General features: G+C 33.4%; 25 protein-coding genes, 1 tRNA gene and 1 pseudogene. 19 read left to right on the top strand and 8 right to left on the bottom strand.

From position 1 onward, the window contains the following. Window positions 1-113: 113 nt before the first annotated feature. Window positions 114-1715 (bottom strand): class I SAM-dependent methyltransferase, encoded by a 1602-nt coding sequence (locus EAG08_RS08035; protein ID WP_129534991.1) that lies wholly within the window; start codon window positions 1713-1715, stop codon window positions 114-116. Between the two features lie 101 nt (window positions 1716-1816). On the opposite strand from EAG08_RS08035, the gene EAG08_RS08030 reads away from it, so the two are divergent. From EAG08_RS08030 to EAG08_RS07985, 10 genes are all read left to right on the top strand, one after another. Then, window positions 1817-2434 (top strand): hypothetical protein, encoded by a 618-nt coding sequence (locus tag EAG08_RS08030; protein WP_129534990.1) that lies wholly within the window; start codon window positions 1817-1819, stop codon window positions 2432-2434. Then, complete coding sequence (locus tag EAG08_RS08025; RefSeq protein WP_164998545.1) at window positions 2434-2973, top strand: hypothetical protein; 540 nt, start codon at window positions 2434-2436, stop codon at window positions 2971-2973. Before EAG08_RS08030 ends, EAG08_RS08025 begins: the two co-directional genes overlap by 1 nt. Before the next feature lie 2 nt (window positions 2974-2975). Further along, the gene (locus tag EAG08_RS08020) at window positions 2976-3266 is read left to right on the top strand and encodes a winged helix-turn-helix domain-containing protein (RefSeq protein WP_129534988.1); all 291 of its coding nucleotides are present in this window, start codon (window positions 2976-2978) and stop codon (window positions 3264-3266) included. 66 nt (window positions 3267-3332) lie between these two features. Beyond that, the gene (locus EAG08_RS08015; RefSeq protein ID WP_129534987.1) at window positions 3333-3623 is read left to right on the top strand and encodes a hypothetical protein; all 291 of its coding nucleotides are present in this window, start codon (window positions 3333-3335) and stop codon (window positions 3621-3623) included. Window positions 3624-3753: 130 nt separating this feature from the next. Further along, window positions 3754-4593, top strand: a complete 840-nt coding sequence (locus EAG08_RS08010; RefSeq protein ID WP_129534986.1) for a metallophosphoesterase — start codon at window positions 3754-3756, stop codon at window positions 4591-4593. 11 nt (window positions 4594-4604) lie between these two features. Continuing rightward, window positions 4605-4898, top strand: coding sequence for a hypothetical protein (locus EAG08_RS08005; protein WP_129534985.1), 294 nt, complete (start codon window positions 4605-4607; stop codon window positions 4896-4898). Window positions 4899-4916: 18 nt separating this feature from the next. Next, a complete protein-coding gene (locus EAG08_RS08000; RefSeq protein ID WP_129534984.1) occupies window positions 4917-5402 on the top strand; it encodes a Coq4 family protein in 486 nt (161 codons plus the stop codon). A 41-nt stretch (window positions 5403-5443) separates the two neighbouring features. Further along, window positions 5444-6817, top strand: coding sequence for a DUF4173 domain-containing protein (locus EAG08_RS07995; RefSeq protein WP_129534983.1), 1374 nt, complete (start codon window positions 5444-5446; stop codon window positions 6815-6817). Between the two features lie 41 nt (window positions 6818-6858). Further along, the gene (locus EAG08_RS07990) at window positions 6859-7383 is read left to right on the top strand and encodes a hypothetical protein (RefSeq protein WP_129534982.1); all 525 of its coding nucleotides are present in this window, start codon (window positions 6859-6861) and stop codon (window positions 7381-7383) included. A gap of 119 nt (window positions 7384-7502) precedes the next feature. Then, window positions 7503-8018: a hypothetical protein gene (locus EAG08_RS07985; protein WP_129534981.1), complete on the top strand. Its 516-nt coding sequence runs from the start codon at window positions 7503-7505 to the stop codon at window positions 8016-8018. 70 nt (window positions 8019-8088) lie between these two features. On the opposite strand, the gene EAG08_RS07980 is transcribed toward EAG08_RS07985, so the two are convergent. The 3 genes from EAG08_RS07980 to EAG08_RS07970 all read right to left on the bottom strand — a co-directional run bounded on the left by EAG08_RS07980 (window position 8089) and on the right by EAG08_RS07970 (window position 10098). Then, window positions 8089-8928: a hypothetical protein gene (locus EAG08_RS07980; protein ID WP_129534980.1), complete on the bottom strand. Its 840-nt coding sequence runs from the start codon at window positions 8926-8928 to the stop codon at window positions 8089-8091. Between the two features lie 261 nt (window positions 8929-9189). Next, on the bottom strand, window positions 9190-9639 hold the full coding sequence (gene dtd / locus EAG08_RS07975; RefSeq protein WP_129534979.1) for a D-aminoacyl-tRNA deacylase: 450 nt from the start codon (window positions 9637-9639) through the stop codon (window positions 9190-9192). Then, window positions 9640-10098 carry a hypothetical protein gene (locus EAG08_RS07970; RefSeq protein WP_129534978.1) on the bottom strand — a complete coding sequence of 153 codons (459 nt, stop codon included), beginning with the start codon at window positions 10096-10098 and terminating at the stop codon, window positions 9640-9642. Between the two features lie 109 nt (window positions 10099-10207). Here EAG08_RS07970 and greA point away from each other — a divergent pair. From greA to EAG08_RS07935, 7 genes and pseudogenes are all read left to right on the top strand, one after another. After that, a pseudogene (greA, locus tag EAG08_RS07965) lies at window positions 10208-10677 on the top strand (transcription elongation factor GreA). A 40-nt stretch (window positions 10678-10717) separates the two neighbouring features. Continuing rightward, entirely contained in the window at window positions 10718-11107 is a 390-nt protein-coding gene (locus EAG08_RS07960; RefSeq protein ID WP_129534977.1) for an HIT family protein, read from the top strand. 61 nt (window positions 11108-11168) lie between these two features. After that, window positions 11169-12356, top strand: coding sequence for an ATP-dependent Clp protease ATP-binding subunit ClpX (gene clpX, locus EAG08_RS07955; RefSeq protein ID WP_129534976.1), 1188 nt, complete (start codon window positions 11169-11171; stop codon window positions 12354-12356). Between the two features lie 73 nt (window positions 12357-12429). Beyond that, window positions 12430-14454, top strand: coding sequence for a T9SS type A sorting domain-containing protein (locus EAG08_RS07950; RefSeq protein WP_129534975.1), 2025 nt, complete (start codon window positions 12430-12432; stop codon window positions 14452-14454). 8 nt (window positions 14455-14462) lie between these two features. Continuing rightward, window positions 14463-14675: a signal peptidase gene (locus tag EAG08_RS21515; protein WP_185145187.1), complete on the top strand. Its 213-nt coding sequence runs from the start codon at window positions 14463-14465 to the stop codon at window positions 14673-14675. 147 nt (window positions 14676-14822) lie between these two features. Further along, window positions 14823-16106, top strand: coding sequence for a TlpA family protein disulfide reductase (locus tag EAG08_RS07940; RefSeq protein WP_129534974.1), 1284 nt, complete (start codon window positions 14823-14825; stop codon window positions 16104-16106). 44 nt (window positions 16107-16150) lie between these two features. Then, window positions 16151-16224: transfer RNA gene (locus EAG08_RS07935), tRNA-Met, on the top strand. Window positions 16225-16900: 676 nt separating this feature from the next. On the opposite strand, the gene EAG08_RS07930 is transcribed toward EAG08_RS07935, so the two are convergent. The 4 genes from EAG08_RS07930 to EAG08_RS07910 all read right to left on the bottom strand — a co-directional run bounded on the left by EAG08_RS07930 (window position 16901) and on the right by EAG08_RS07910 (window position 20937). After that, the gene (locus EAG08_RS07930) at window positions 16901-17854 is read right to left on the bottom strand and encodes a DUF3810 domain-containing protein (RefSeq protein ID WP_228446824.1); all 954 of its coding nucleotides are present in this window, start codon (window positions 17852-17854) and stop codon (window positions 16901-16903) included. Window positions 17855-17945: 91 nt separating this feature from the next. Next, window positions 17946-19709 (bottom strand): MFS transporter, encoded by a 1764-nt coding sequence (locus EAG08_RS21975; RefSeq protein WP_228446823.1) that lies wholly within the window; start codon window positions 19707-19709, stop codon window positions 17946-17948. Between the two features lie 55 nt (window positions 19710-19764). Further along, window positions 19765-20475: a lysophospholipid acyltransferase family protein gene (locus EAG08_RS07915; RefSeq protein ID WP_129534973.1), complete on the bottom strand. Its 711-nt coding sequence runs from the start codon at window positions 20473-20475 to the stop codon at window positions 19765-19767. 3 nt (window positions 20476-20478) lie between these two features. Further along, window positions 20479-20937, bottom strand: coding sequence for a GtrA family protein (locus EAG08_RS07910; protein ID WP_129534972.1), 459 nt, complete (start codon window positions 20935-20937; stop codon window positions 20479-20481). A 229-nt stretch (window positions 20938-21166) separates the two neighbouring features. On the opposite strand from EAG08_RS07910, the gene EAG08_RS07905 reads away from it, so the two are divergent. Next, window positions 21167-21430, top strand: coding sequence for a hypothetical protein (locus tag EAG08_RS07905; RefSeq protein ID WP_129534971.1), 264 nt, complete (start codon window positions 21167-21169; stop codon window positions 21428-21430). 86 nt (window positions 21431-21516) lie between these two features. Further along, window positions 21517-22368: a BadF/BadG/BcrA/BcrD ATPase family protein gene (locus EAG08_RS07900; RefSeq protein WP_129534970.1), complete on the top strand. Its 852-nt coding sequence runs from the start codon at window positions 21517-21519 to the stop codon at window positions 22366-22368. Window positions 22369-22371 lie beyond the last annotated feature (3 nt).

Genomic DNA, 22371 nt, shown 5'->3' with positions numbered 1-22371 from the left:
AATCACAACAAAAACCATTCTGGCTTTCAGAATGGTTTCTTCTTATTTTTAAATAAAAAGGATCTGCGCAATCAGCTATATCTGCGAGATGAATTTAGATGAATTAAATTTTACTAGCTTTTCAGCAAATTAATAGAAACCGTTGCCAACTCAGAATTAGGAAACTTCCTGAATAATTCTTTATCAATCTGAAGTCCCGTTTCTAAGCAAATTTTCTTAAAAACTTCCACTTCCAAAATGTATTGGTCTGAAAAACCATGTGTTGCCTCGTAAGCGGTTGCCGGAGTTTTTCCTAAATTTTCAGCCGTAAGTTTTGAATCTAAAGCATGAAGCTCAATGATTAAAAGTCCGTTTTTTCTAATATATGGAAGCCAAAGTTCAAGGTGTTCTTTTAAACTTTCTTCAACTAAATTATTAGGTAATCTCTTCCCACGATGTGCAAACGCTCCGGTTGAAGTACTGATTCTTTCCGGCTGACTGTTCTCAGGAGCTTTCCAAACTCGGTTGTGATCGAGAAAAGTTCTGATATTCAACAAATCTGAAAGATCAATCTCATAATTTTCTTTTAAATCATCAGCCAATTGTTTCGGATTTCCGATGTCTCCCCAAATCACTTTAGCCCAAATATCGTTGTTGATGAGGTTGGCTCGGGTCACTTTCAAAGCGGCTTGGTTGTAATCTGCACCCACCAAAAATAAAGGATGTTCTTCCAGCATTTTCCCGCGAAGCGTATATCTTTCAATTGTTTCAAATATATGCTGAATGAAGGCACCGTTTCCACAACCCATATCCAGAACACCCTTCGGTTGTAGATGAATGGGCTGATTGAAAATCTGAATAATAAAATCATTCGCCACTTTAAAATAATTGGAGTGTGAGCCACCGCTTCCCCAAACATTCATTGCTCGGTCTACATGAATTTCATCTTCGCCTTCGGAGATTTCTCTTATTTTGGATGCGTCACCAAACAGAAGATCGTCCATTTTATTCAACAAAGGAAGATAAGAAACTGTAACTCCGTATGATGCTGCTCTTTTGGCAAAGTAAATTCCGGTTTCGGTAAATTTATAATTATCGCCGGTCTTTTTAAACCAACCTAAAAATGTCAGAAAATCTAAAATGACCTCAAAATTATCAGAGTTTTTATGAAATTCTGCCGCCTGAAAAGAAGTTTCCATAAAATACTTATGAAACATCCCTGTCATTCCGAGATAAACGATTACCGGACCGATGATGCATCCTTCGATATGTTTTAAAATTTGCTCCTGAATATTTTTTTCTTCTGCATCATCAGAAAGCTGAATCCCGAAATGATTTTTTATAGAATCACTCAGCTGTGTAAATTCTTCAATAAATGAATTTTCGTTGATTTGATTTTTAATATTGGTAGAATGTTTCAAAAACGGAATCACTTTTAGATAAAGCAAGCTATATTTTTGAAGAAACTGAGTTTTGTTGTTTGCAGAAATTATAATGTTGTCTTTCTTATTATCGACATCATAATTCAGGAAACCTTGTGACGCCAATGCCCGAATTGCTACATTCAAGTAGCCTTCATTGGTTTTGAACTCTTCTGAAAGTTCACTCAAAGTTATTTTTTCACGGTCAATAATGAAATTAATAATTTCCTTTTTCATGAGTGAAGCAACTACAGGCGCAGTAACAACGCCATCCAAATGTCTGAAAATTTCTGAGCGCAGAATTTCTTTATCCATACCATATGTTTTTTCTAAAGTAAAAAAATTAAACAAATAATTTGAAAAAAGTTTTGCTGTTCAAAAATTAAATATAACTTTGCAATTCAAAGTTCTTTTATATGGAGTCAAAAAACTATCACGAAGACTTATCACACATCCGTTCTATGATGGAGCGGTCGTCACGTTTTATTTCGTTAAGCGGTTTATCTGGAGTAGTTGCTGGTTTGGCAGCGATTATTGGCGCGGCTTATGTTTATTTTGTTTTCCAAAGAGAAGGAATTGATTACTTTGACGGCGATAGAAATATTTTTGGAAAGGAATTGGTCAAGGAGCTTGTAGTCATTGGTGCAGTCATTTTAGTAGTGGCCATTTCATGCGGATATATCTTCACAGCTAATAAAAGCAAAAAGAAAGGATTGAAAATCTGGGATGCAACCACGAGAAGGCTGTTGGTGACATTTGCCGTTCCTTTAGTTACGGGTGGATTATTTTGTCTGGTGCTTCTGTATCATCATTTATTTGTCTTGGTCGCTCCGGCAACATTGATTTTCTACGGATTGGCTTTGGTAAGCGCAGAAAGATATACTTTGACAGATATTAAGTATTTAGGATATTGCCAGATTGTTTTAGGTTTGCTTTCCTTCCTGTTTTTAGGTTGGGGATTGGTTGCATGGACAATTGGTTTTGGTGTGCTGCATATTGTGTATGGTTTGATTATGCATAAGAAGTATAAGTGATGATGTTAATTTGGTTCATGTTTTTTATTATAATACTTGGAATTTCTCTCATTTTCCTGTTATTATATGACAGAACTAAAAATAAAATTTTTAAAAAATTATTTATTGGATATTGGCTGTTTTTTAGTTTATCATATTTGACTTTGTTTGTAGTGAGTTTTATTAATAGTTCAACTACTGTAGATAAAGAAGATATTTATGGAAAATATGAAATAGATAAGGATATGTTTAAAGGAAATGATGCTGATTGGCAATTTCGACATTTTAGTTTTGAAATAAATAAAGATGAAGAGTTCGTTTTCTTTGAATACTATGACAATCAAAAGATTAAAAGCAAGCATAAAGGAGGTGTAGAATTTGTTGAAGGTTATGCTAGCCCACATTTAAAAATTACTCACATCGAACCTGAGCATCAAGTAGTAGAAAGTGAACCGTTATTAGTAAGGACTAAATGGGATTTTTATTACGTTTTTAAGTCGAAAAAATTTGGAAACGTATTTTTCAAGAAGAAAGAAGAAGGAATTTTTAGCAAATTTTAATAATGTACAATATCAGTCAACTCAACAAAGAATTCGAAAGCCGTGTAAGATTGGGCATCATGTCCGTTCTGATGGTCAACGACTGGGTTGATTTTTCTGAAATGAAAAGTTTGCTGGAAATCACAGACGGAAATATGGCAAGTCACAGCAATGCGTTAGAAAAAGCCAATTACATTGAAGTTAAAAAAGAATTTGTCGGTAAAAAGCCAAAAACTTCATACCGTGTAACTCAAAACGGGAGAATTGCTTTTACCGAACATTTAGATGCCTTAGAAAAATTAATAGGCAGATAAATTCTATATTTTTTTGAAAATTAACTTTGAAATACAAAGTACTTTATAGAATTAAAATTAATTAAAATGTTAACAAAAAAACAAACAACTCTGGCAATTTTTGCGGTACCGGCTCTATTGATGGTAGCAGCATTTTTAGGAAACCTTTTTGTAGAAGGTTGGAACTGGTCAAGATTTGATTTTATCCTGGCTGCAATTCTACTTTTCGGAACGGCTGGTTTAATCAGCTTGGAGAGAGCGATTGTTAAAAACAACAATTACAAAATCTTAATCAGTCTCTTAATTGTTGTGATTCTTATTTTAGTTTGGATGGAATTAGCAGTTGGTCTTTTCGGAACTCCGTTCGCAGGAAGCTAATGTGCTTTTCCAAATAATCAAAAATGAAAATTTTCTCACAGATTGAGCTGATTCCGCAGATTTTTCATCCGATTGAAATCTGTAGAATCTGCGAGAGTTTAATGCAAAATAATCACATCAACCTTACATCATGACCAGAAAACATTTTCTAAAAAGACTCATGCAGCTTTCTGCAGTCGGAGCTTTGCCTTTTCTATATTCATGGCAGATCGAACCATTTTGGGTAGAATTTGTTGAAAGAAAACTTCCCATCAAAAATTTACCTGAACATCTTGAAGGGAAAATATTAATGCAGATTTCAGATCTACATGTCGGAGACCGTTTCGATTGGAATTTTTTGATTGAATCTTTTCAAAAAGCCCAAAATTACAGTCCTGATTTTGTTGTCTACACCGGAGATTACGTAAATCACGGAACCCCAGAAGATCATGAAAGTTTGAAAAAAGTTATGTCAAAAGCAATTTATGGTAAGTTGGGAACTTTCGGGATTCTTGGTAATCACGATTACGGAAAAACCTGGAAGGATCTCGGTTCTTCAAAAGAGATTTGCCGTATTCTTCAAAACAATGGCGTTACCATGTTGAATAACGAGCAAGTAGAATCTCACGGTTTAAACATTATCGGCTTCGATGATTTATGGTCACCCAATTTCGATCCGATGAAAGTGATGAAAGATTACAATTCCGAAAAAGCGAATCTCGTGCTTTGTCATAATCCCGATGTCTGCGACAAAGATGTCTGGAACGGTTACCAAGGCTGGATTTTAAGCGGTCATACTCACGGCGGACAATGTAGAATTCCAGGTATGATTACGCCAATTCTTCCGGTGGAAAATAAAAAATATGTCTCCGGAGAAATTGATTTGAAAGATGGAAGAAAGATTTATATCAATCGTGCTATCGGTCATTCATTTCAGGTAAGGTTTATGGTGCGTCCTGAAATTACTGTTTTCACTTTAACTCAAGCTTAAAAAAAATTATAATGAAAAATCAATCTTTTATTTATTTTGGAAAATGTGTGTTTGCTCTATTTCTAATATTGGGAAACATCAGTTTGTTCGGATATCTGCTGACAAAATTTGACAGTTTTGCAATTTTGGGATTTTTACTTTTGATTTACGGCACGCTCATCAATCTTTTAATTGTTATTATTCTTTTTGTCTACGGTCTGTTTGAAAAAGAACAGTTAAAATATTGCTTAAGTGCAATTGGTTATATATCTATAAATATTCCAATAGCCATACTATATGCAGTGATCGGATTGAATCTGAATTAAATCTAAAAATACATAACTATGAAAAAACTACGCATCCGCTTTATCGTTTTCATGTACGAGAATTCACAAAGACAGTACAGGAAATATTTTAAAAAGAAAAAAAGACAGTGGCAGTTCAACGAAAAACAACTGTTGAGCTTCAATGAAGATTCATTGGGTAGAACGTTAGGTGAATTTTACCACAATCACGGTTTCAGAATGATTCCCAAAATGGAAAACCACGACGTCTATCATTTAATTACCGATTGCAGTACCAACGTTCAGGATGAAATTGCGATGCAGTACTTGCTTTTCGGCAACGGAAAACGTAGTGCCTATCTTTTGGGAGTTCTTGCTTTAGGAACCATTGTTTTCCCGGAGTATCTTAAAATTTATTTAAAGGCTTTCCGTAAAGGACAAAACATGAAAGCTTTTCATCATTGGGATTTTGAAGAACTTCTTTGGCAAAATTTCGATAATCTCAAAGACTTCATCCGCCAAAAAGAAACTCCGGTTTTATATTAACCTAAGCCTCAACTTTATCCTTAACCTCAAAAAAATTCCTCATGAAAACACATCATTATATATTTCTTACAACCGCCATCTTTGTAACGCTTTTTTACAACGAAAATATCGGTCTCAACCTCGGGATTTTAGCGATTGTATATTCTGTACTCACTGTTTTTAAAACTCCTGAGAAAAATAGGACGAGAACCTTTATGATTCTTTTGGTAACCAGCATTTTTTCGGGTATTGCTTTTGCGTGGTACGGAGATTTTGCTTCATTTTTGGCGGTGGTAAGTTCACTTTTGCTTCTTTCTTACCGTTCACAAAACAAGAGGATGAAAATTCTTTTACTGATCCCGGTTTTTGTAGTCAATTGCTTTACTTTTATCTGTAGAGTTTTCAATTTAGATAAATGGCTTCCGAAACGGAATGCTTCAGGTCTTTGGCAGAAAGTTTTAGCATTTGTTTTAATTCCGCTTATTTTTATTTCGATTTTCTTTGGAATTTACTCTGCGGGAAGCGATCATTTTGCAAGCATTTTTACAGATTATGAATTAGATATAGATCTTTGGCAATTGCTATGTATTTCCATTTTAGGTTTTTTTATAGCTTTCAATTATTGGAATTATTCTGTGGAGAAATTGATTTACAAACAAAACCATGTTCTGGCAAACGAATTTGAAGCTAAAGATAAAATTCAAAAAGCAACATATTCTTTTTTAGATTTAAATTCTGAAAGAATGAGCGGTGTGATCTCATTTTTTTGTTTAAATATTTTGTTGGTCTTTTTTATTATTACTTTCAACTACGAGCAATTTTATGAAGCTGTAAAAACGCCTAATCAATTGTCTGAAGAAACACATGAGAGAGTAGGTGCAGTAATCATGTCTATTGTAATGGCAATTTTGGTGATTATGTTTTATTTTAAATCAAATTTCAACTTTGATTCTAAGGCAGGCTTAATGAAAATTTTAGTCAAAATTTGGATTGTTTTGAATGCTGTTTTAGTTATTTCTGCAATGCTTAAAAATACAGAATACATCATCAATTACGGTTTTACTTACAAGCGTTTGGGTGTTTATGCTTTTCTTATTTTATCATTAATTGGTCTCGTAATGACCTTTGTCAAAATTCAGATGAGAAAAAAGAATGTCTTTCTTTTCAATGCCATGATCTGGTATTTTTATGGAACAATTTTAGCTTGTAGTTACATCAATTGGGGCGGATTGATTACTTCTCAAAATATGAAGAGAGATGATTTTGCCATTAATTATCATTTGCAATCCATCAATTTCAGTGAAAAATATTTGTTGAAATATGCTGAAGAAAAACAAAACACACCGTTGAAAAAAGAGATTTTAGAAAAAGTTAAAACTGAAAAATCAGAGACATTTCTTTCGAAAATCCTTTACTATGAAACCATTCGTGAATAAGGTAATTGAAATAGATTTGTTTCTTCGTAAAAAATCTTCAAATGAAAAAATCAATCTTATTAATTATTCCTTTAATGATTTTATCATGCAAAAAGGAAGCGGTGGTATCGGATATGGCACAAAAAGATTCTTTGGTTGTCAATGAGTTACCAACTCCTCAGTCGAGGTTAGATTCTGCAAATATGCCTAAAAGTGATTCTTTAATCAAAAAAGATTCTGTCAATAAAGAATTGATAAGAGAAGAAAAAGATAAAGTAATCATCATAACGAAAGACGGAAGCAGTTCTTTTAAAATCCATGAAGAATTTACGGACAAACATGATAAGTTGATTTTGAAGATTGCTAATTTCACTAAGTCTAAAATTACAGCAAAGATTACCACAAAACAGCAGGATTTTAATATCAGATTTAATCAAATCAAACTTCCTGACGGCAAAATGGATGGACCTTTTATGAGAGAAATTACCTATAATGTTCCATCATCTGGCGAGTTGTGGTTGATTATCGGGAAAAATAATATGGCAGACGGTAAAACCACAGGCAGTTTTTCTGTGAACGTAGAATAGATTTGGTATAATTTCTGCAAATCAAAACTTCTAAAATTTAATTGTTATGAAGTCATCAGTTTCAAAATTGTATTTATACAAATGATGGTAACATGATACCTTAAAATAAATATCTATTTATGAAAAACATATTTTCAGCAGCAATCATTGTTTCAACAGCTTTGGTAAGTTGCGGAACCGTGCAGTCGGTTATTCAGAATACATTTCCTTATACGGCAAATGTTTTAGTTTCTACGGGAGTTCCTGCAAACAAAGAAGTCTCGTCAACAGCAACAGCAACTAATGTTCAGACTTGGTTTGGCGGAAACAATAATGCACAGATCAAAGATGTTAGAATTTCTGATGCTAAAATATCAGTGGTTTCTCCGGTGGGTGGTAATCTGAGTGCTTTAAAATCAGTAAAGGTTTACATTTCATCTACCGGGACTAATGAAAGATTAGTGGCTTCAAGATCTGATATATCTTCAAATTCATCAAGTTTAAATTTAGACTTAAACAACGAGACAGGATTTTTAGATGAGGTTGTAAAAAGCACCGGAGTTACAGTAAGAACAGTCTACGAACTAAAAAATCAAACATCTTCTGATATGAATCTGAAAGTGGCATTGAATTTTAGTAGTGTGCCGGTGAGGTAATTCTAATAACATAATAAATAACTACGGCTTTCTCATCTGAGAAAGCCGTAGTTATTTTAAGTAAATGTTTTTATCTTATTTTATAAATAGATAATTCTGCTGATTTGTCTGTTATCAATCCCAAATTAAGGCCTCCTTGTACAATTCCAAACCTTAAAATATCGCCAGCTTTCAAATTGTAAATGTGACTTATTTGTCCTTGGGTTAAAGTGACATTCGCAACGACAAGAGAGAGTCCCAAAAGTCCAGATAAATCTAACAAATTAACACCGCCAAAATATCTGTAATCAAGTGCTGTAGTAGTACCTCCCGTTGTTTTTGTAATGATTAATCCTGGGCGTGCACCTGATAATAATTCAGCTGAAACACCCTGTCCGGTTCTGAAACTATAATTAATTTGATATAAACCATCAGTTGGTACAGTATATATATTATTGTTTACTTGTGCAGATGGTATCTCAACATTGTAGATTGTCGTGGTAGTATTGGTTAATGGGATATAGTTAACATTAGAACCTAATAGATTTAATGATAAACTTAGAAGGGATAGGTTACCGGCGGCTTTGACTGCATACGTACTGCTGGCTAAACTTGTATCAGTGGTAGCTATTTTGTTCCATATGCCTAATTGATTTCCAGGATGGGTGTAGCTCGCATCGTAAACAAAAAAACCTGTGGTAGATACACCTTGTGTTTTTATTGATCCTGTAGTAACCGGGCTGGTTACAAAAACAATTGCACCGTTTTGTGGAAGACCATAAGCGGCATCTTTAAGTTGTAATGAATCACCAGAAATTCTAGGAGGTATTATTCCATCTGCAAATGTCAATTCTGTTCGCTTGTGAACATCTAATGTTGCTTTGGGATTCGATGTATTAATTCCCACTTGTGCACTGATTCCACATCCCATTGTCAATAGGAAGAGTAATAAATAATGTTTTTTCATATTTTTTGTATTAGTTTTGGATTGTTAAATTTAACTAAAAAAATACGTATAAAACAAAAATAAGTTTGATTATTTAATGAAAATTTCACATAATTATGTTTACGTTGATTTATTCTAAATGTTACCTTTTGTTACTATTCAAATTTGTGGGATATAAATGTGGCACACAATAATTCTCGTTAGTGAATTATTGTGTTGATTTTAACCTGAAAAGTGTGTGTAGAGTTAGTTTTTAGAAATAGAGTCCATTACGATGGTAACCGGACCATCATTTATTAATGAAACTTTCATGTCTGCGCCGAAGATTCCGCTTTCGATTTTTAAGCCGGATTTTGCGATTTCTTCTTTGAAATAATCGAATAGAGGAATTGCTTTATCAGGCCTAGCAGCTTTGATAAAGGAGGGGCGGTTGCCTTTTTTGTAGTCAGCAATCAATGTAAATTGGCTGATGCAGAGAATTTCTCCTGAAATGTCTTTTATAGAAAGATTGAGTTTTTCATTTTCATCTCCGAAAATTCTGAGATTTAAGATTTTTTGAATCAACCAATCGGCGTCGGTTTTTTCGTCTTGTTCGTCGATGCCGATAAGGAGCATGAAACCTTTCTCGATTTCTCCAACAATTTTACCGTCAACTTTTACGCTCGCTTCAGAAACTCTTTGGATGACAGCTTTCATTTAATTGTAAATATTTAAGTTTTTGGTTCCGGCGTCATAATTCCAGAAATAAGTCTTTGGAGGAACTGAAGAGATAGCGGTTGGCTGGCCTGAATATAATATCCATGTTGCGTTATCTTTTGGGCAGATGATACTGATGTCGTCTTTAATTTCTAATGTTGTATTAGAATCTGGACAAAGGTGAGGTGCGTTTCGGTCATACACTTTAAAAGATGCCGGAGAATCTTGTGTTCTTACAATGATAAGTCCGCGTGTTCCGGATTGTTGTTCATCGATGTAAATAGGCTGTCCCACGAAGTTGAGCTTGTTATAAGTAGGAAGATTTAAGTTCAAATTTACATTAATGGGAGAGTTGGGAAAACAACTTACCGTATCTTCACGGCTACCGCATGAGTTTACATTTAATAAACTGAAAGTCAGTAAGATGAAAAATGATATGATTGAGAAAGTTTTTTTCATTAGAAGATAAATTTTTATATATTTGTAAAACAATAACGATTAACACGCAAAAACATTGTCCGACAAATGTCGGATTATTTTTTTATACTAAAACTAAATTTTAAAAATTATGGCGAGCTATGTAACTAAGGAAGGACTAGAGAAAATGAAAGCCGAGCTTGAGCAATTGGAAAAAATAGAGAGACCAAAAATTACTCAACAGATTGCAGAAGCAAGAGATAAAGGAGATTTGTCTGAAAATGCAGAATATGATGCAGCCAAAGAAGCACAAGGAATGTTGGAAATGAGAATTTCTAAACTAAAAGATATTGTAACGACTTCTAAAGTAATTGACGAAACTCAGCTTGATACTTCCAAAGTTTCAATCTTAACAACGGTGAGATTGATGAATAATGATACAAAAAAGAGCAGGTTTTTAAATTGGTTCCGGATAACGAGAGTGATTTGAAGTCTGGTAAAATCTCTGTCAATACACCTATTGCAAAAGGTTTATTAGGAAAAGTAATTGGCGAAACTGCCGAAATTATTTTGCCAAACGGAAATAAATTGTCTTTCGAGGTATTAGAAATTACACTTTAGGAAAATTCAAATTATTAACTCTTAACTTATAACTTTTACAATGAGTTCAATATTCACAAAAATCATCAACGGCGAAATTCCTGCTTACAAAATTGCAGAGAATGATGATTTTATTGCTTTTCTAGATGCAATGCCTTTGGTGAAAGGTCACACATTGGTCGTTCCCAAAAAGGAAGTCGATTTGATTTTTGACCTTGAGAGTGATAAGTACAAAAACCTTTGGGGATTTGCTCAGGAAGTTGCAAAAAAAGTGAAAAATGCAGTTCCATGTGTAAGAGTTGGAGTAGCTGTAGTAGGGCTTGAAGTTCCTCATGCTCATATTCATCTGATACCTTTGCAGAAAGTAGAAGATATGAATTTTAAAAACGAACGGCTGAAGTTATCTGTAGAAGAATATACAGAAATTCAAAATTCAATAATTAATTCTTAACAAAACAAGAGGTCGTGAAAAAGTAATTTTTTGCGATTTTCTTTCTTATATTTAAATTAAAATGAATGCAAACCAATGTTCTTTCTGTGGCAAGAAAAGAAATGAAGTGCAAATGTTGGTCTCAGGACAAAACGGATTTATTTGCGAAAACTGCATCGAGCAGGCACATTCTATCGTAAAAGAAAGTGTTTCTCCTACAGGATATTCTCCTGCAGAAACAATTGATGAATTAAAAAAACCAAAGCAGATAAAAGAGTTTCTTGATCAGTATGTAATCGGGCAGGATCAGGCAAAAAAACAATTGTCAATTGCTGTTTACAATCATTATAAAAGATTGCTTCACGCAAAAGAAGAAAACAGGGAGGTTGAGCTTGAGAAGTCTAACATCATCATGATCGGTGAGACAGGAACGGGTAAAACTTTATTGGCAAAAACCATTGCTAAAGAACTGAATGTTCCTTTTTGTATCGTTGATGCAACGATTTTAACTGAAGCAGGGTATGTGGGTGAAGACGTAGAAAGTATTCTGTCAAGACTTCTGATGGTCGCTGACTACGATGTAGAAAAGGCGGAGAAAGGAATTGTTTTCATAGACGAAATTGATAAAATTGCAAGAAAATCTGATAACCCAAGCATCACAAGAGATGTATCAGGAGAAGGTGTGCAGCAAGGTTTATTGAAGTTACTTGAAGGAAGTATTGTAAACGTTCCGCCACAAGGAGGGAGGAAACATCCGGATCAAAAATACATTCAGGTAAATACCCAAAATATTCTTTTCATTGCGGGTGGAGCTTTTGATGGTATCAAAGAAATTATCGAAAGAAGAATGAACAAACAGGCAATTGGTTTTAGTTCAGAAAAAATTAACAAAGTAGGAGAGGATGATTATATATTAACAAATCTTAATGCTATTGATCTTCGTTCTTTTGGATTAATTCCTGAACTTTTGGGAAGATTTCCAATCATCACTTATTTAGAGAAATTGACTAAAGAAACGATGATAAGAATCATGACTGAGCCTAAAAATTCTATTACCAATCAATTTGTTGAACTTTTTAAGATGGATGGTACTAAACTGATCTTTACAGAAAGCTCAATTGATAAAATTGTAGAAGAAACCATGGAAAAAGGTTTAGGCGCAAGAGGTTTAAGAGGGACTACAGAAAAAGTATTAGAAGACTATATGTTTTCGATAGGAGAAGATGAAGAAATCACATTAACGGAAGATAATATTTTGATTAATAAGTGAATTTAACTTTTTTTTGAAAAATTGTTATATCTTTGTCGGTGAAAATTGTATTAACACAAAAAAATAATATACAATGAAAAAAAATTTATTAGCTATAGGACTTTTAGCAATTGGTTATTCTGTTCAGGCGCAGAATGTTCTACTACATGTAGATGACACGGCTAAAATGTATGTAAGTGCAGGAACTCTCGTTTATAACGGTGGAGGACTGCAATCTCGAGGCAGTGGAGTTATTGACCTTCATGGTAACATGATGGTTGTAGGTACTACTGCTGATGGTATTAAAATGATACCTACTGATGGAACAGGTGGTACATCAGTTACCCCAAACCCTACCAATGTTATTCTTAGAATAAATACACCAGGTACTCCGGTTACTTCTACGTATGGACAGCTTTACATTAAAGGGATTCCACAGAATAACATAACAGGATCGGTTGATAAAGAGTATGCAGCTACAAAACATGGTGCATATCAGCAACTTGGTGTTCCGTTTTTCAATAAAACCTTTGCTTCTCTGAGCTCAGAGTTAGGTGGAGGATTTGATGAAATTAGATGGAATGGTAGAGAAATTCTAAAATGGAGCAATACGAACTTAAGATTTGATGGCTCTATAATTCCTCCAACTCCAATTCCTAACGCAAGTGTTGCAGGTATTACAATTGGTTTAAGTTCTACAACATCTTTAGCTGATAGAACAGCATATTATGCTGTTGGAACCAGTACTTATGTTCCTACTACATTAAGTACTGTGAAGGGTAGACCATTTGCAGATGGAGATGGTTTGGGTAGTGTTGCTGTTGGAACCAATGTTGTAAGTTTAACTCCTTCTACTATTCCGGCATCTTTTGGAACAGGTGGTAACAATAGAAATGTATATCAAGAGAGGTATAATACTTACATCGGTGATGCATTTGATCCTATTCCGGCATGGACGGCACCAACGTTTGGAAAATATTTGTATCAATACTCTAACCCTTTTCTTACCAATATAGATTTATCTATGATAGGGTTTGTAGAGGCAGGTGCAACTACAGATAATAATAATATATCAAATATTTGGGGTGTAATTGTTGATCCTCAAAATGTTACTTGGAATTCAAATACAGGTGGAACTGCAACATACGCAGAAGCTCAAAAGGTTACTTTTGATTCATCTGGAAAACCTACTGGTAATTTACCTAGTTTGGTTATCAAGCCTTTGAATACTTTTAAAATAAAACTGAGAACTGCTACAGCTCATACATTAGATTTCGATAACTTAAGAAGGTTTGCATTTACAGCAAGAACGGAAGATGCTGCTAATCCTTATTCAGTAACGGCGTCTAAGAACACAAACTCAGGTAGTATAAAACAGTTAGGTGTATTGGCGCTTGACGCTGCAGGAAATCAGATTGGTGAAACTTTCTATGTTGTAGCACCTCACTTTACTACGGGTAATATTACTAACCCAAGTCTTGGTTCGGTACAAGCAATGACTTCTACTACATCTGCAATGATTCAGACATTTGAAGAAAGTGTGAATGGAGGAGTAGATTCTAATTATTCTTCTGCATATAGATTATATATTAATGAGGCTAATGAGAGTAATTATAAAGGGAAAAGAATTGATTTAAGCATATTTGGTCAGAATGTAGCTTCACTTAAATTTGAAGTTAGAGATGATACTGTTTTGATTCCTAATAATACTCATACTTTATCTAGTGGTACAGGATTTTACTATAGTGTAGGTAACGGTCAGGCTGCACAAATTTATCAAGGTGCAGTTATTCCTGTAAATACTTCTAATTTTGGTCTTTATTATGGGACTCCACAAACACAAGGCGCTTTAAACACGGGTGATTTAACTAAAAAGTCAAGAACATTGGTTACTTATAACCCTAATATTGATCATTACATAGTTCGTTTTGATTCAGATTGGAAATCTGCATCTATTGAGGTATTCGATGCAAGCGGCAAACTGGTTATTTCTGAAAAATCTGTGAAAACAGATTCAGACTACGTTATAAAATTAGATTCAAGTCTTAAGGCTTTCTATGTTGTAAAAGTAGTAGGTAACGACGGAACTATAGTAAATAGCAAAATATTAATAAAATAAACTAAGACATGAAATTTCTTGTAAAAAAAATATTACCTCTTCTCTTTTTGGTAGTCTATGGTCTAGGTAGTGCACAAAATACACCAGGTACTCCATGTTTTCCAGGTGAGCCTTGTGAAAGACCAGCATCACCAATTGATATGTACGTCTATGTTTTAGTAATCGCAGCCATTTTGATGATTGCATATTTTGCTAAAAAATACAAGGCGCAAAAAATATAAAAATTTTATTAAAATATTTGAAACTCTCTGATTAGTCAGAGAGTTTTTTTATTTTTACATAATAAAATTGTGATGATGCAAAATACAGGCACTCATGAAGAATATACAATTTTATACAATCCTTAAAAAAAGATTTAATATCTACATATGAAAAAGATATTCGTAGTATCAGGAATGTTGTGTGCATTCTCATTGCAGGCACAATTTTCTGTAAACATTCAGGTGCCTGCAGACTTCAAGGAGCAAGAGGCAATTTTATATACGCTCAATGGTTCTAAAGACATCATCGTTACCAAAGAACTCAACAAGAATAATTCATGGACTTTTAAATATCCCAAAAACTATTCCGGGATGATGAAGGTTTTCTTTCCGAGTACCAATAACAGCGTCAGCTTTATTTCTGAAAATAAAAATGTCAGCATCAGGTTAGAAACTCTTAATAACAAAGTTAAAAATGTTATTTATCAGGATGAAGCCAATGAATTGATGAACAGTATTCAGGAGTCATCTCAAAAAAAGGAAATGATACTTCCTGCGCTGGCTCAGATAAAAGAATATTATAAAGACAATACAGATTTTGGTAAAGCACTTACTACAGAAATCGGAAGACTTTCCGGAGCAAGTACCGCTGATTTTTCTAAGCATCCTTTTGTCTCTTATTACAATACCAATTACGCAAAATTTTTATCAAACGATCCTACCAAGAAAGTTAGCCAAGATGAAGTAATAGATTTCTTTGATAAGTCAAATGACATGCTTGAATCATCATCATTAGTAAGGCCAATTTTAGTGTCTTTTCTAAACAATGGGGGTAATGCCAATGTTGGGCAGTCTGTAGATAAATTGTTAGACAAGTTAAAGGTAGAAACACCCCGCGGACAAACCGTTTTATCAGAATTGATTGATATTTTTGATATCTATGAGATGGCAGAGTTTAAAAATAAATATTTGACACTCGCAAAAAATCTGAAATGTACTATTACAGATAGATTGGCATCAACTATAAAGTCTAATGCTAATGTGGAAATTGGGGCGGTATTTCCCAATTACAAATTCCAATCTGCGGTTAATACGACTGCAAAATCGATTGCTGATGTAAAAGCAGATAAAAAAGTGATAGTATTTTGGTCTTCTACATGCTCTCATTGTGAAAGCGAACTTCCTAAACTTCTGGAAAAGTATAATGATATGAAAGCCAAAAATATTCAGATTATTGGACTTTCTTTAGATTCTGATAAAGATTCTTACACTAAGAAAATTGTAGCCTTCCCATGGATTAATGATTCAGAATTGAGAGGTTGGAATAGTTCTTATGCAGAAACTTATAATGTACATGCAACACCAAGCTATTTTATTTTGGATGCTAACAATAAGATTATCAGTAAACCAGACCATGTAGGCGATGTTTTATCATATTTAAATCTAAAATAATTTTGGTAAATGTTAAATATTTTATATATTTGCACCACCAAAAAGGCGAGGTAGCTCAGTCGGTTAGAGCGCAGGATTCATAACCCTGAGGTCACGGGTTCAATTCCCGTCTTCGCTACAGTAAAAACCCCTAGTAATAGGGGTTTTGTCGTTTATATATATTCTCTTCTGATTTTTTATACTAAAAAGGTCATTATTTCTTTACAATTGGATAATAATATTTGAAACTTAATTTTTGGTTTAAAATTTATTGATTTAGGTAAACGATTGCACACTTTTTAATTAAAGATTCTAAAGGAAAATTTTACAAAATTTGATTAAATTTTCATTCTAAAGTAATGAATTAATATTTTAAGTGAAAATTTTACTTTTTTTCCAGGTTTTTTTACCGCAAATTGCCACAATGCTTTTAAAATTTATTTCAAAAATGGATTTTTTTTAGAATCTCAATAAAAAAACATAGTGATTTTGTATAGTAAATTTAATATAATGATACTTGTTTCTTATTGATAAATTAATAGTATATTCATTTTTTTTTAATATATTTTCAAATATAATGGCGAAATGTAATTAATAAGTAAATCATTTGAAAGAGATTAATAAATAGTGTGAACTTAAAAAATCATAAAGTTTTCTTAAAGTTTAATTAAATTAGGGAATGGGATTTTGAAATATGAATTATTGTTGTATTTTTACAAAGCCTTGAATGAGGGAACAAGTCAAGGTAATAAATTTTTTTTCATCATTTGTGTTTTTAGAATCGTATCGCCTGATACGATTCTTTTTTTTTGTTTTCACTTTTCGTAACGAACTAACAAATCAATGAAATAAGAATAAGTAACCGAACCTTCCTGCTGATTACTTTTTAAAAATAGATTATTTGTAAACCCGAAAAAATCATTAAGCCATCCTTGATGTTGTAAGATGAACTCTCTTTCATAAGTCCTGTCTCTTTTCATTCCTGCAGAATAGTTTTTAAGCGCATTATTGACGAAATTTTCATCTTCATATATAATAGAGTTCAAAAGGCTTTTTAAAGTAAAATATTCGGTACTGTATCTAAGTTCAGGATTAGATGAATTAATGCCAATTAAATATCCGATAAAATTTGCTTCTTGTTCACGGGCAAATCCGAGCTGATGAGAACTTTCATGAGCTAGAGTAAAGAGTAGGTAAGAAGACGGTAATTCGGCGTTATATTGAGCTTCTGCGGTGAAAGGATTGTAATATCCCAAGATGCCCGTAAAACTCATTACATTTTTAAATAAACTTGGTTTAATAGAATTAACTTTGTCTGCCTTTTTATCAGAAATGAAAGATGGAAGTTTATTTTGCTGATTCAGAATTTCAACCTGAATATTTTTGATATTTAAAGCATTAAAAACTCCTTGTTGATTTTCATTGACAAGCAATCTTGTCTGTTTGCATTTTTCAAGGTATTTTAGAGCTAAATTCTTCCTTTTTTCTAATGTAATTTCTGTTTCGGGAAGTTTTGCAATAATCGGTTTTTGAAAGTAAAGCATTCCCCAAAAAATCTGATATGTAAAATAAAAGATGTTGATGAGAATCAGTATTTTCAAAAGTGATTCATTTCTACTCTTCTTCTTAAAACATTTAATTATAAAATAGAAAAGAAAAATTCCCAACAAAATATATAATACGTCTCCAACTGAAAACGGAATCCAAGAAAATAAAAGCTTATGTATTTTTTTTTGAATTTCAAAAAAGCTTTCAAAGGCGGAAATCACGAATCTCAGCTTTGAAAATATAAAGAACAAAAGAATTTGGACAACTAAAATAGCTGCCCAAAATCTTTTTTTATGATATGTTTTTATAATATTAATGTCCACCAGATGTTGTTTCGCCCATAATAATTCCTTGCTTTTTAAGGATTCTTGGTGTTACAAAACCATAAAATGCAAGATATACAAAGCAAAGAATCGGGATTACATAAGAAAAATGAGTCCAAGTGATTCCCATCACACCTTCAGGACTTGTTTTATCAAAGTCACAAATCCATCCCTGAACTAGAGGGATGATACCGCCACCCAAAATCATCATTACTAAGAATGAAGATGCTTTTCCGGTATTTTTCCCAAGTCCTGCAATAGCAAGATCGAAAATTGACGGCCACATAATCGAACAGAATAATCCTCCTGAAATGAAGAAATATTTAGCAATTTCTTTATCTGGATAAACCAAACCTAAAATCATCATCACAACACCAGCAATCCCAAAGATCATAAGCGTTTTTCCGGCTGCTTTTCCGCCAATAAAACTCATGATGATAAAAGCAAGAATCCAGAATGCGTAAATATAAAAGCTTGAAACGTCTTTGCCACTCAGCTCGTTAGCGAAAATAATGATAGCAAATGCTATAAAAGGAACTATAAGTTTCATCAACATATTGGTCGTTTTAGACATATTAAATACATTGATACTGCCATTCCATCGTCCGATCATTAAGCTTCCCCAATATAAAGATACGAATGGAGCAATGTTATGTTCTAAAACTCCTCCAAATTCTTTAGTATGAAGTAGTGCAGGAAGATTACTGATGATAGAAACTTCTACACCTACATAAATAAAGATTGCAAGCATTCCTAAGTAAAGCTGCGGATATTTAAAGATGCTGAATTTAGCTGAACCTTCTTCAATGTCGGCCTCTTCTTCTTTTGCAGGGTCTTCAATTTTTGAAAAGAGCATAAAGATAGCGACCAAAATAAAAGCGATCCCTAAAACAATGAAAGGCATTTTGACCTCTTTCAGATGATCTTTCACAAATCCTATAGGATAGGATATATTGGTAGATCTCTGCTTGATCTCTCCCAGTTTGGATGTGTATACATCAACCTGCGAATCACTTGCAGAAGTATTTTGTGCAATTGATGCTAACTGAGTATCTAGATCGGCTATGTTTTTTTCAACAGTTGTGATGACTTCGTTTACTTTCGCAGGGTCATCTTGTCTGTCATTTCGTAATTCCAGAATATTTTTCGAAAGCTCGTCTTTATGAGTTTGGTATTCCTTTTTTACGATTTCAATTTTAGTTAAATGAGTGTCTTTGGGTTTAGAATCTTCTTTGTTCCCCATTCCGAAAAGAACGATACCCAAAAGGATAGGGCCAATGGTGGTTCCTAATGAATTGATACCTCCTGCTAATGTTAAACGGTGTGCTCCGGTTTCGGCACTTCCCATTTTGATTGCAAGTGGATTAGCAACAATCTGCTGTACAGAAAAACCAAGTCCTACAATAAATAAAGCTGCTAAGAAAAACCAGAAATTGGCTGCAGCAGCAGCCGGAACAAATAGAAATGCTCCAAATGCAGACAGGACTAAACCAACCGCAAGTGTTTTTTTATAACCGAATTTCTGAAGGATATCACTTTTTAAAGAAATGATAAAAAAGATGACAGATCCTACAAAATAAGCAACATAAAATGCCCAGGCTACAAGCTGACTTTGCACTTGTGACAGTACAAACCATTTCTTAAAAACCGGGATAAGAATGTCATTACTTGCTGCAACAAATCCCCAAAAGAAAAAAACTACGATTAAGGATAAAAATTGCGACCATTTGGTCTGTTGTGGTTTTGAATCCATATATTAAAATTAAGTTAAACAAATATAATTTTTTTCTTTGATTAACCGAGTTCTGTTAAAGTTTTTTTATTGTCTCAAATGAAGACAATTTTAAATCTTTCGGAGAGTCTGTTGGTGCGAGAATATCGTTGAAGTAAACTTTTACTTTTCCGGGGAAACCTTTTGAGTTGTCAAACGGAAACATTTCCTTTAAGCCAATAAAAGTAAATACCGCAATTGGTGAATGATGTTTTGAAGATAAAGTGAATGCGCCATCTTTAAACTGATCTAAAACAATAGAAGTATCATCTGGAACACCACCTTCCGGAAAAAGTACGATGCTGTTGCCTTCTTCCATTTTTTCTGCACATCTTCGGTAAACATCGGCGCGGCTTCTCGGGCTGCTGCGGTCAACCATTACACAAATCCGTTTATAAATCGTTCCAAAAATCGGAATTTTCACTAATTCTTTTTTTCCAACATAACAAAGCGGATGGTTTGGAAACAAAATACACGGAAGCATAATATCCATAATCGAAGTGTGATTCGAAATGACAACATATTGTGTGTTTTTATCGATTTTTTTATCAGTAAGATTGATGAGCTCGTATCTCATTCCCATTCCGTAGAAAACTCCGTAACACCAGATTCTGATGAAGATGTAAGCGTATTTATAGGTTTTCTTGTTGAGGGAAAATAGGTAAACAGGTAAACCTAATAAGATTGTCAGCAAGAATGCCAAAACCACTAACCAAAACCTCCAGAGATAATTTAAAATCTTTACCACAAATCAACCGTTAAAAATTACTTTTTTCTTCACCGAATAGTTCAGAATGGAAACCAATAGAATCGCTGCGATTTTACTGATCATTTCCGGACTCAAGGTATAAAAAATTAAATCAATATTATCTTTAAATATAAAGCTGTAGAATATCTGGAAGAAAAATAAACTTAATAATGTAGAAACGAAAGATACACCCATGAAATAAACAAACTCTCTTCTTTTGGAATGTTTTCCTCTTTCAAAAACAAACCAAATGCTTAGAAAGTAATTGGATAGAATTCCGCAACTCGTAGAGAAAATGTTACTGAATGGAAAATGTATCCCATGAAAATTCTGTTCCTGAGAGAATATCTGCGGAAGGTAAGTGCTGAAAATCTTAAAACTCCCAATTTCTACAATGGCACTCAGTCCGCCGGCGATAATGAAAAACAGGACTTGTTTGTGTCGTAGTAATAGTTCTCTCATATATTTTAGTAATGTGCAAATTTATAACTATATGTTAAACAGTGAAAAAAGTTGTTAATTTTTTTTTTCGTCTCAAAATAATTTCTAAATTTAATTTTCAGAAAGAAACAGAATCTACCTGATACTAAATTCATTTTCAACTCATTCTGTTGATGGTTTTTCTATCTTGTACCAAGCGGTTGAGGCAGTTTGCTCAAATTTTACACATTAAAAACAATCAAATATTTGTATGAAATCTCAAAACAAATACAGAAAATTTCAGCTTCAGCAACAAAATATTGAAGCTTTAGAAAAAGAAAATACCCGTTTCAAAAGAGTATATTCAGAGTATGAAAATATGTCAGATGAACTTTGGAATCTGGAGAATAAAGAAGGAGAACCTATTCCTGACGACTTTATAAACGCTATGGTAATGCAGGCCTCTTATCTTGAAGAGGAGATAGAAGACTGGCTCATACAGTTTAACCAAAATAAAAACGAAATCAAAAGCTGAGCTTAATCATTAAGAGGGTTTCCTTGTCTGTTTTTAAAGGCTATTTAAAGATAAATTCATAATTTAGCACTCTTAAAATAAGAATTATGGTTGCTATTGTTGATAGTGGTTCTACAAAATCAGATTGGGTAATTTTAGATGAATTCAAAAATGTTTTTCTGAAAACAGAAACCATTGGTTTCAACCCCAATTTTATCAGCAGAGAACTTATTGTTCCGGAAATTGAAAAGAATACAAGCTTAAACTCTGTTAAAAACTCAATTACCAAAATTTATTTCTATGGCTCAGGGTGTGGTGTGAAACAAAACTGCGAGACTATAGAACATGAAGTAGGAAGGGTTTTTACTAATGCTAAAATTTCTGTAAGAGAAGATTTGGCAGCGGCTGCATTTGCTGCATACAACGGAAAACCTGCAATTGTTTGCATCATGGGAACCGGCTCCAATTCTTGTTATTTTGACGGTGAAAATTTAAAAATAAAACTTCCGTCACTCGGTATTCTTATTGGTGATGAAGGAAGCGGAAGTGCCATTGGAAAACAATTGGTACGCAGATTTTTTATGCAGAAACTTCCTCAGGATCTTCATGAAGAATTTGAAAACACCTATCATCTGACGATTGAAGAGGCATTGAAAAACATGTATCACAGCACAAGGCCTAATGCTTTTCTTGCAGATTTTAATAAATTTGTGGTAGAGAGAAAAGATCATCCTTATTTTGTTCAAATGGTTTCCGAAGAGATGAAAAATTTCTTCGAATATCAGGTGATTCCTTACGAGGAGTCAAAAGAATCCGAGATTAATTTTATCGGATCCATTGCTTATTATTACGAAAATATTCTACGTTCTGTAGCTTCAGAACTTCAATTGAATGTGGGACACGTTGTACAAAAACCTATTGAAAGTTTAGTCAACTACCATATTAAATATATACTATAAAAA

It is taken from the genome of Chryseobacterium sp. 3008163, from assembly GCF_003669035.1.
In the GTDB taxonomy this organism is placed as follows: Bacteria; Bacteroidota; Bacteroidia; order Flavobacteriales; family Weeksellaceae; genus Chryseobacterium.
The sequence above is the reverse complement of the archived record's forward strand: the minus strand, read 5'-3'. Positions and strand labels throughout refer to the sequence as shown.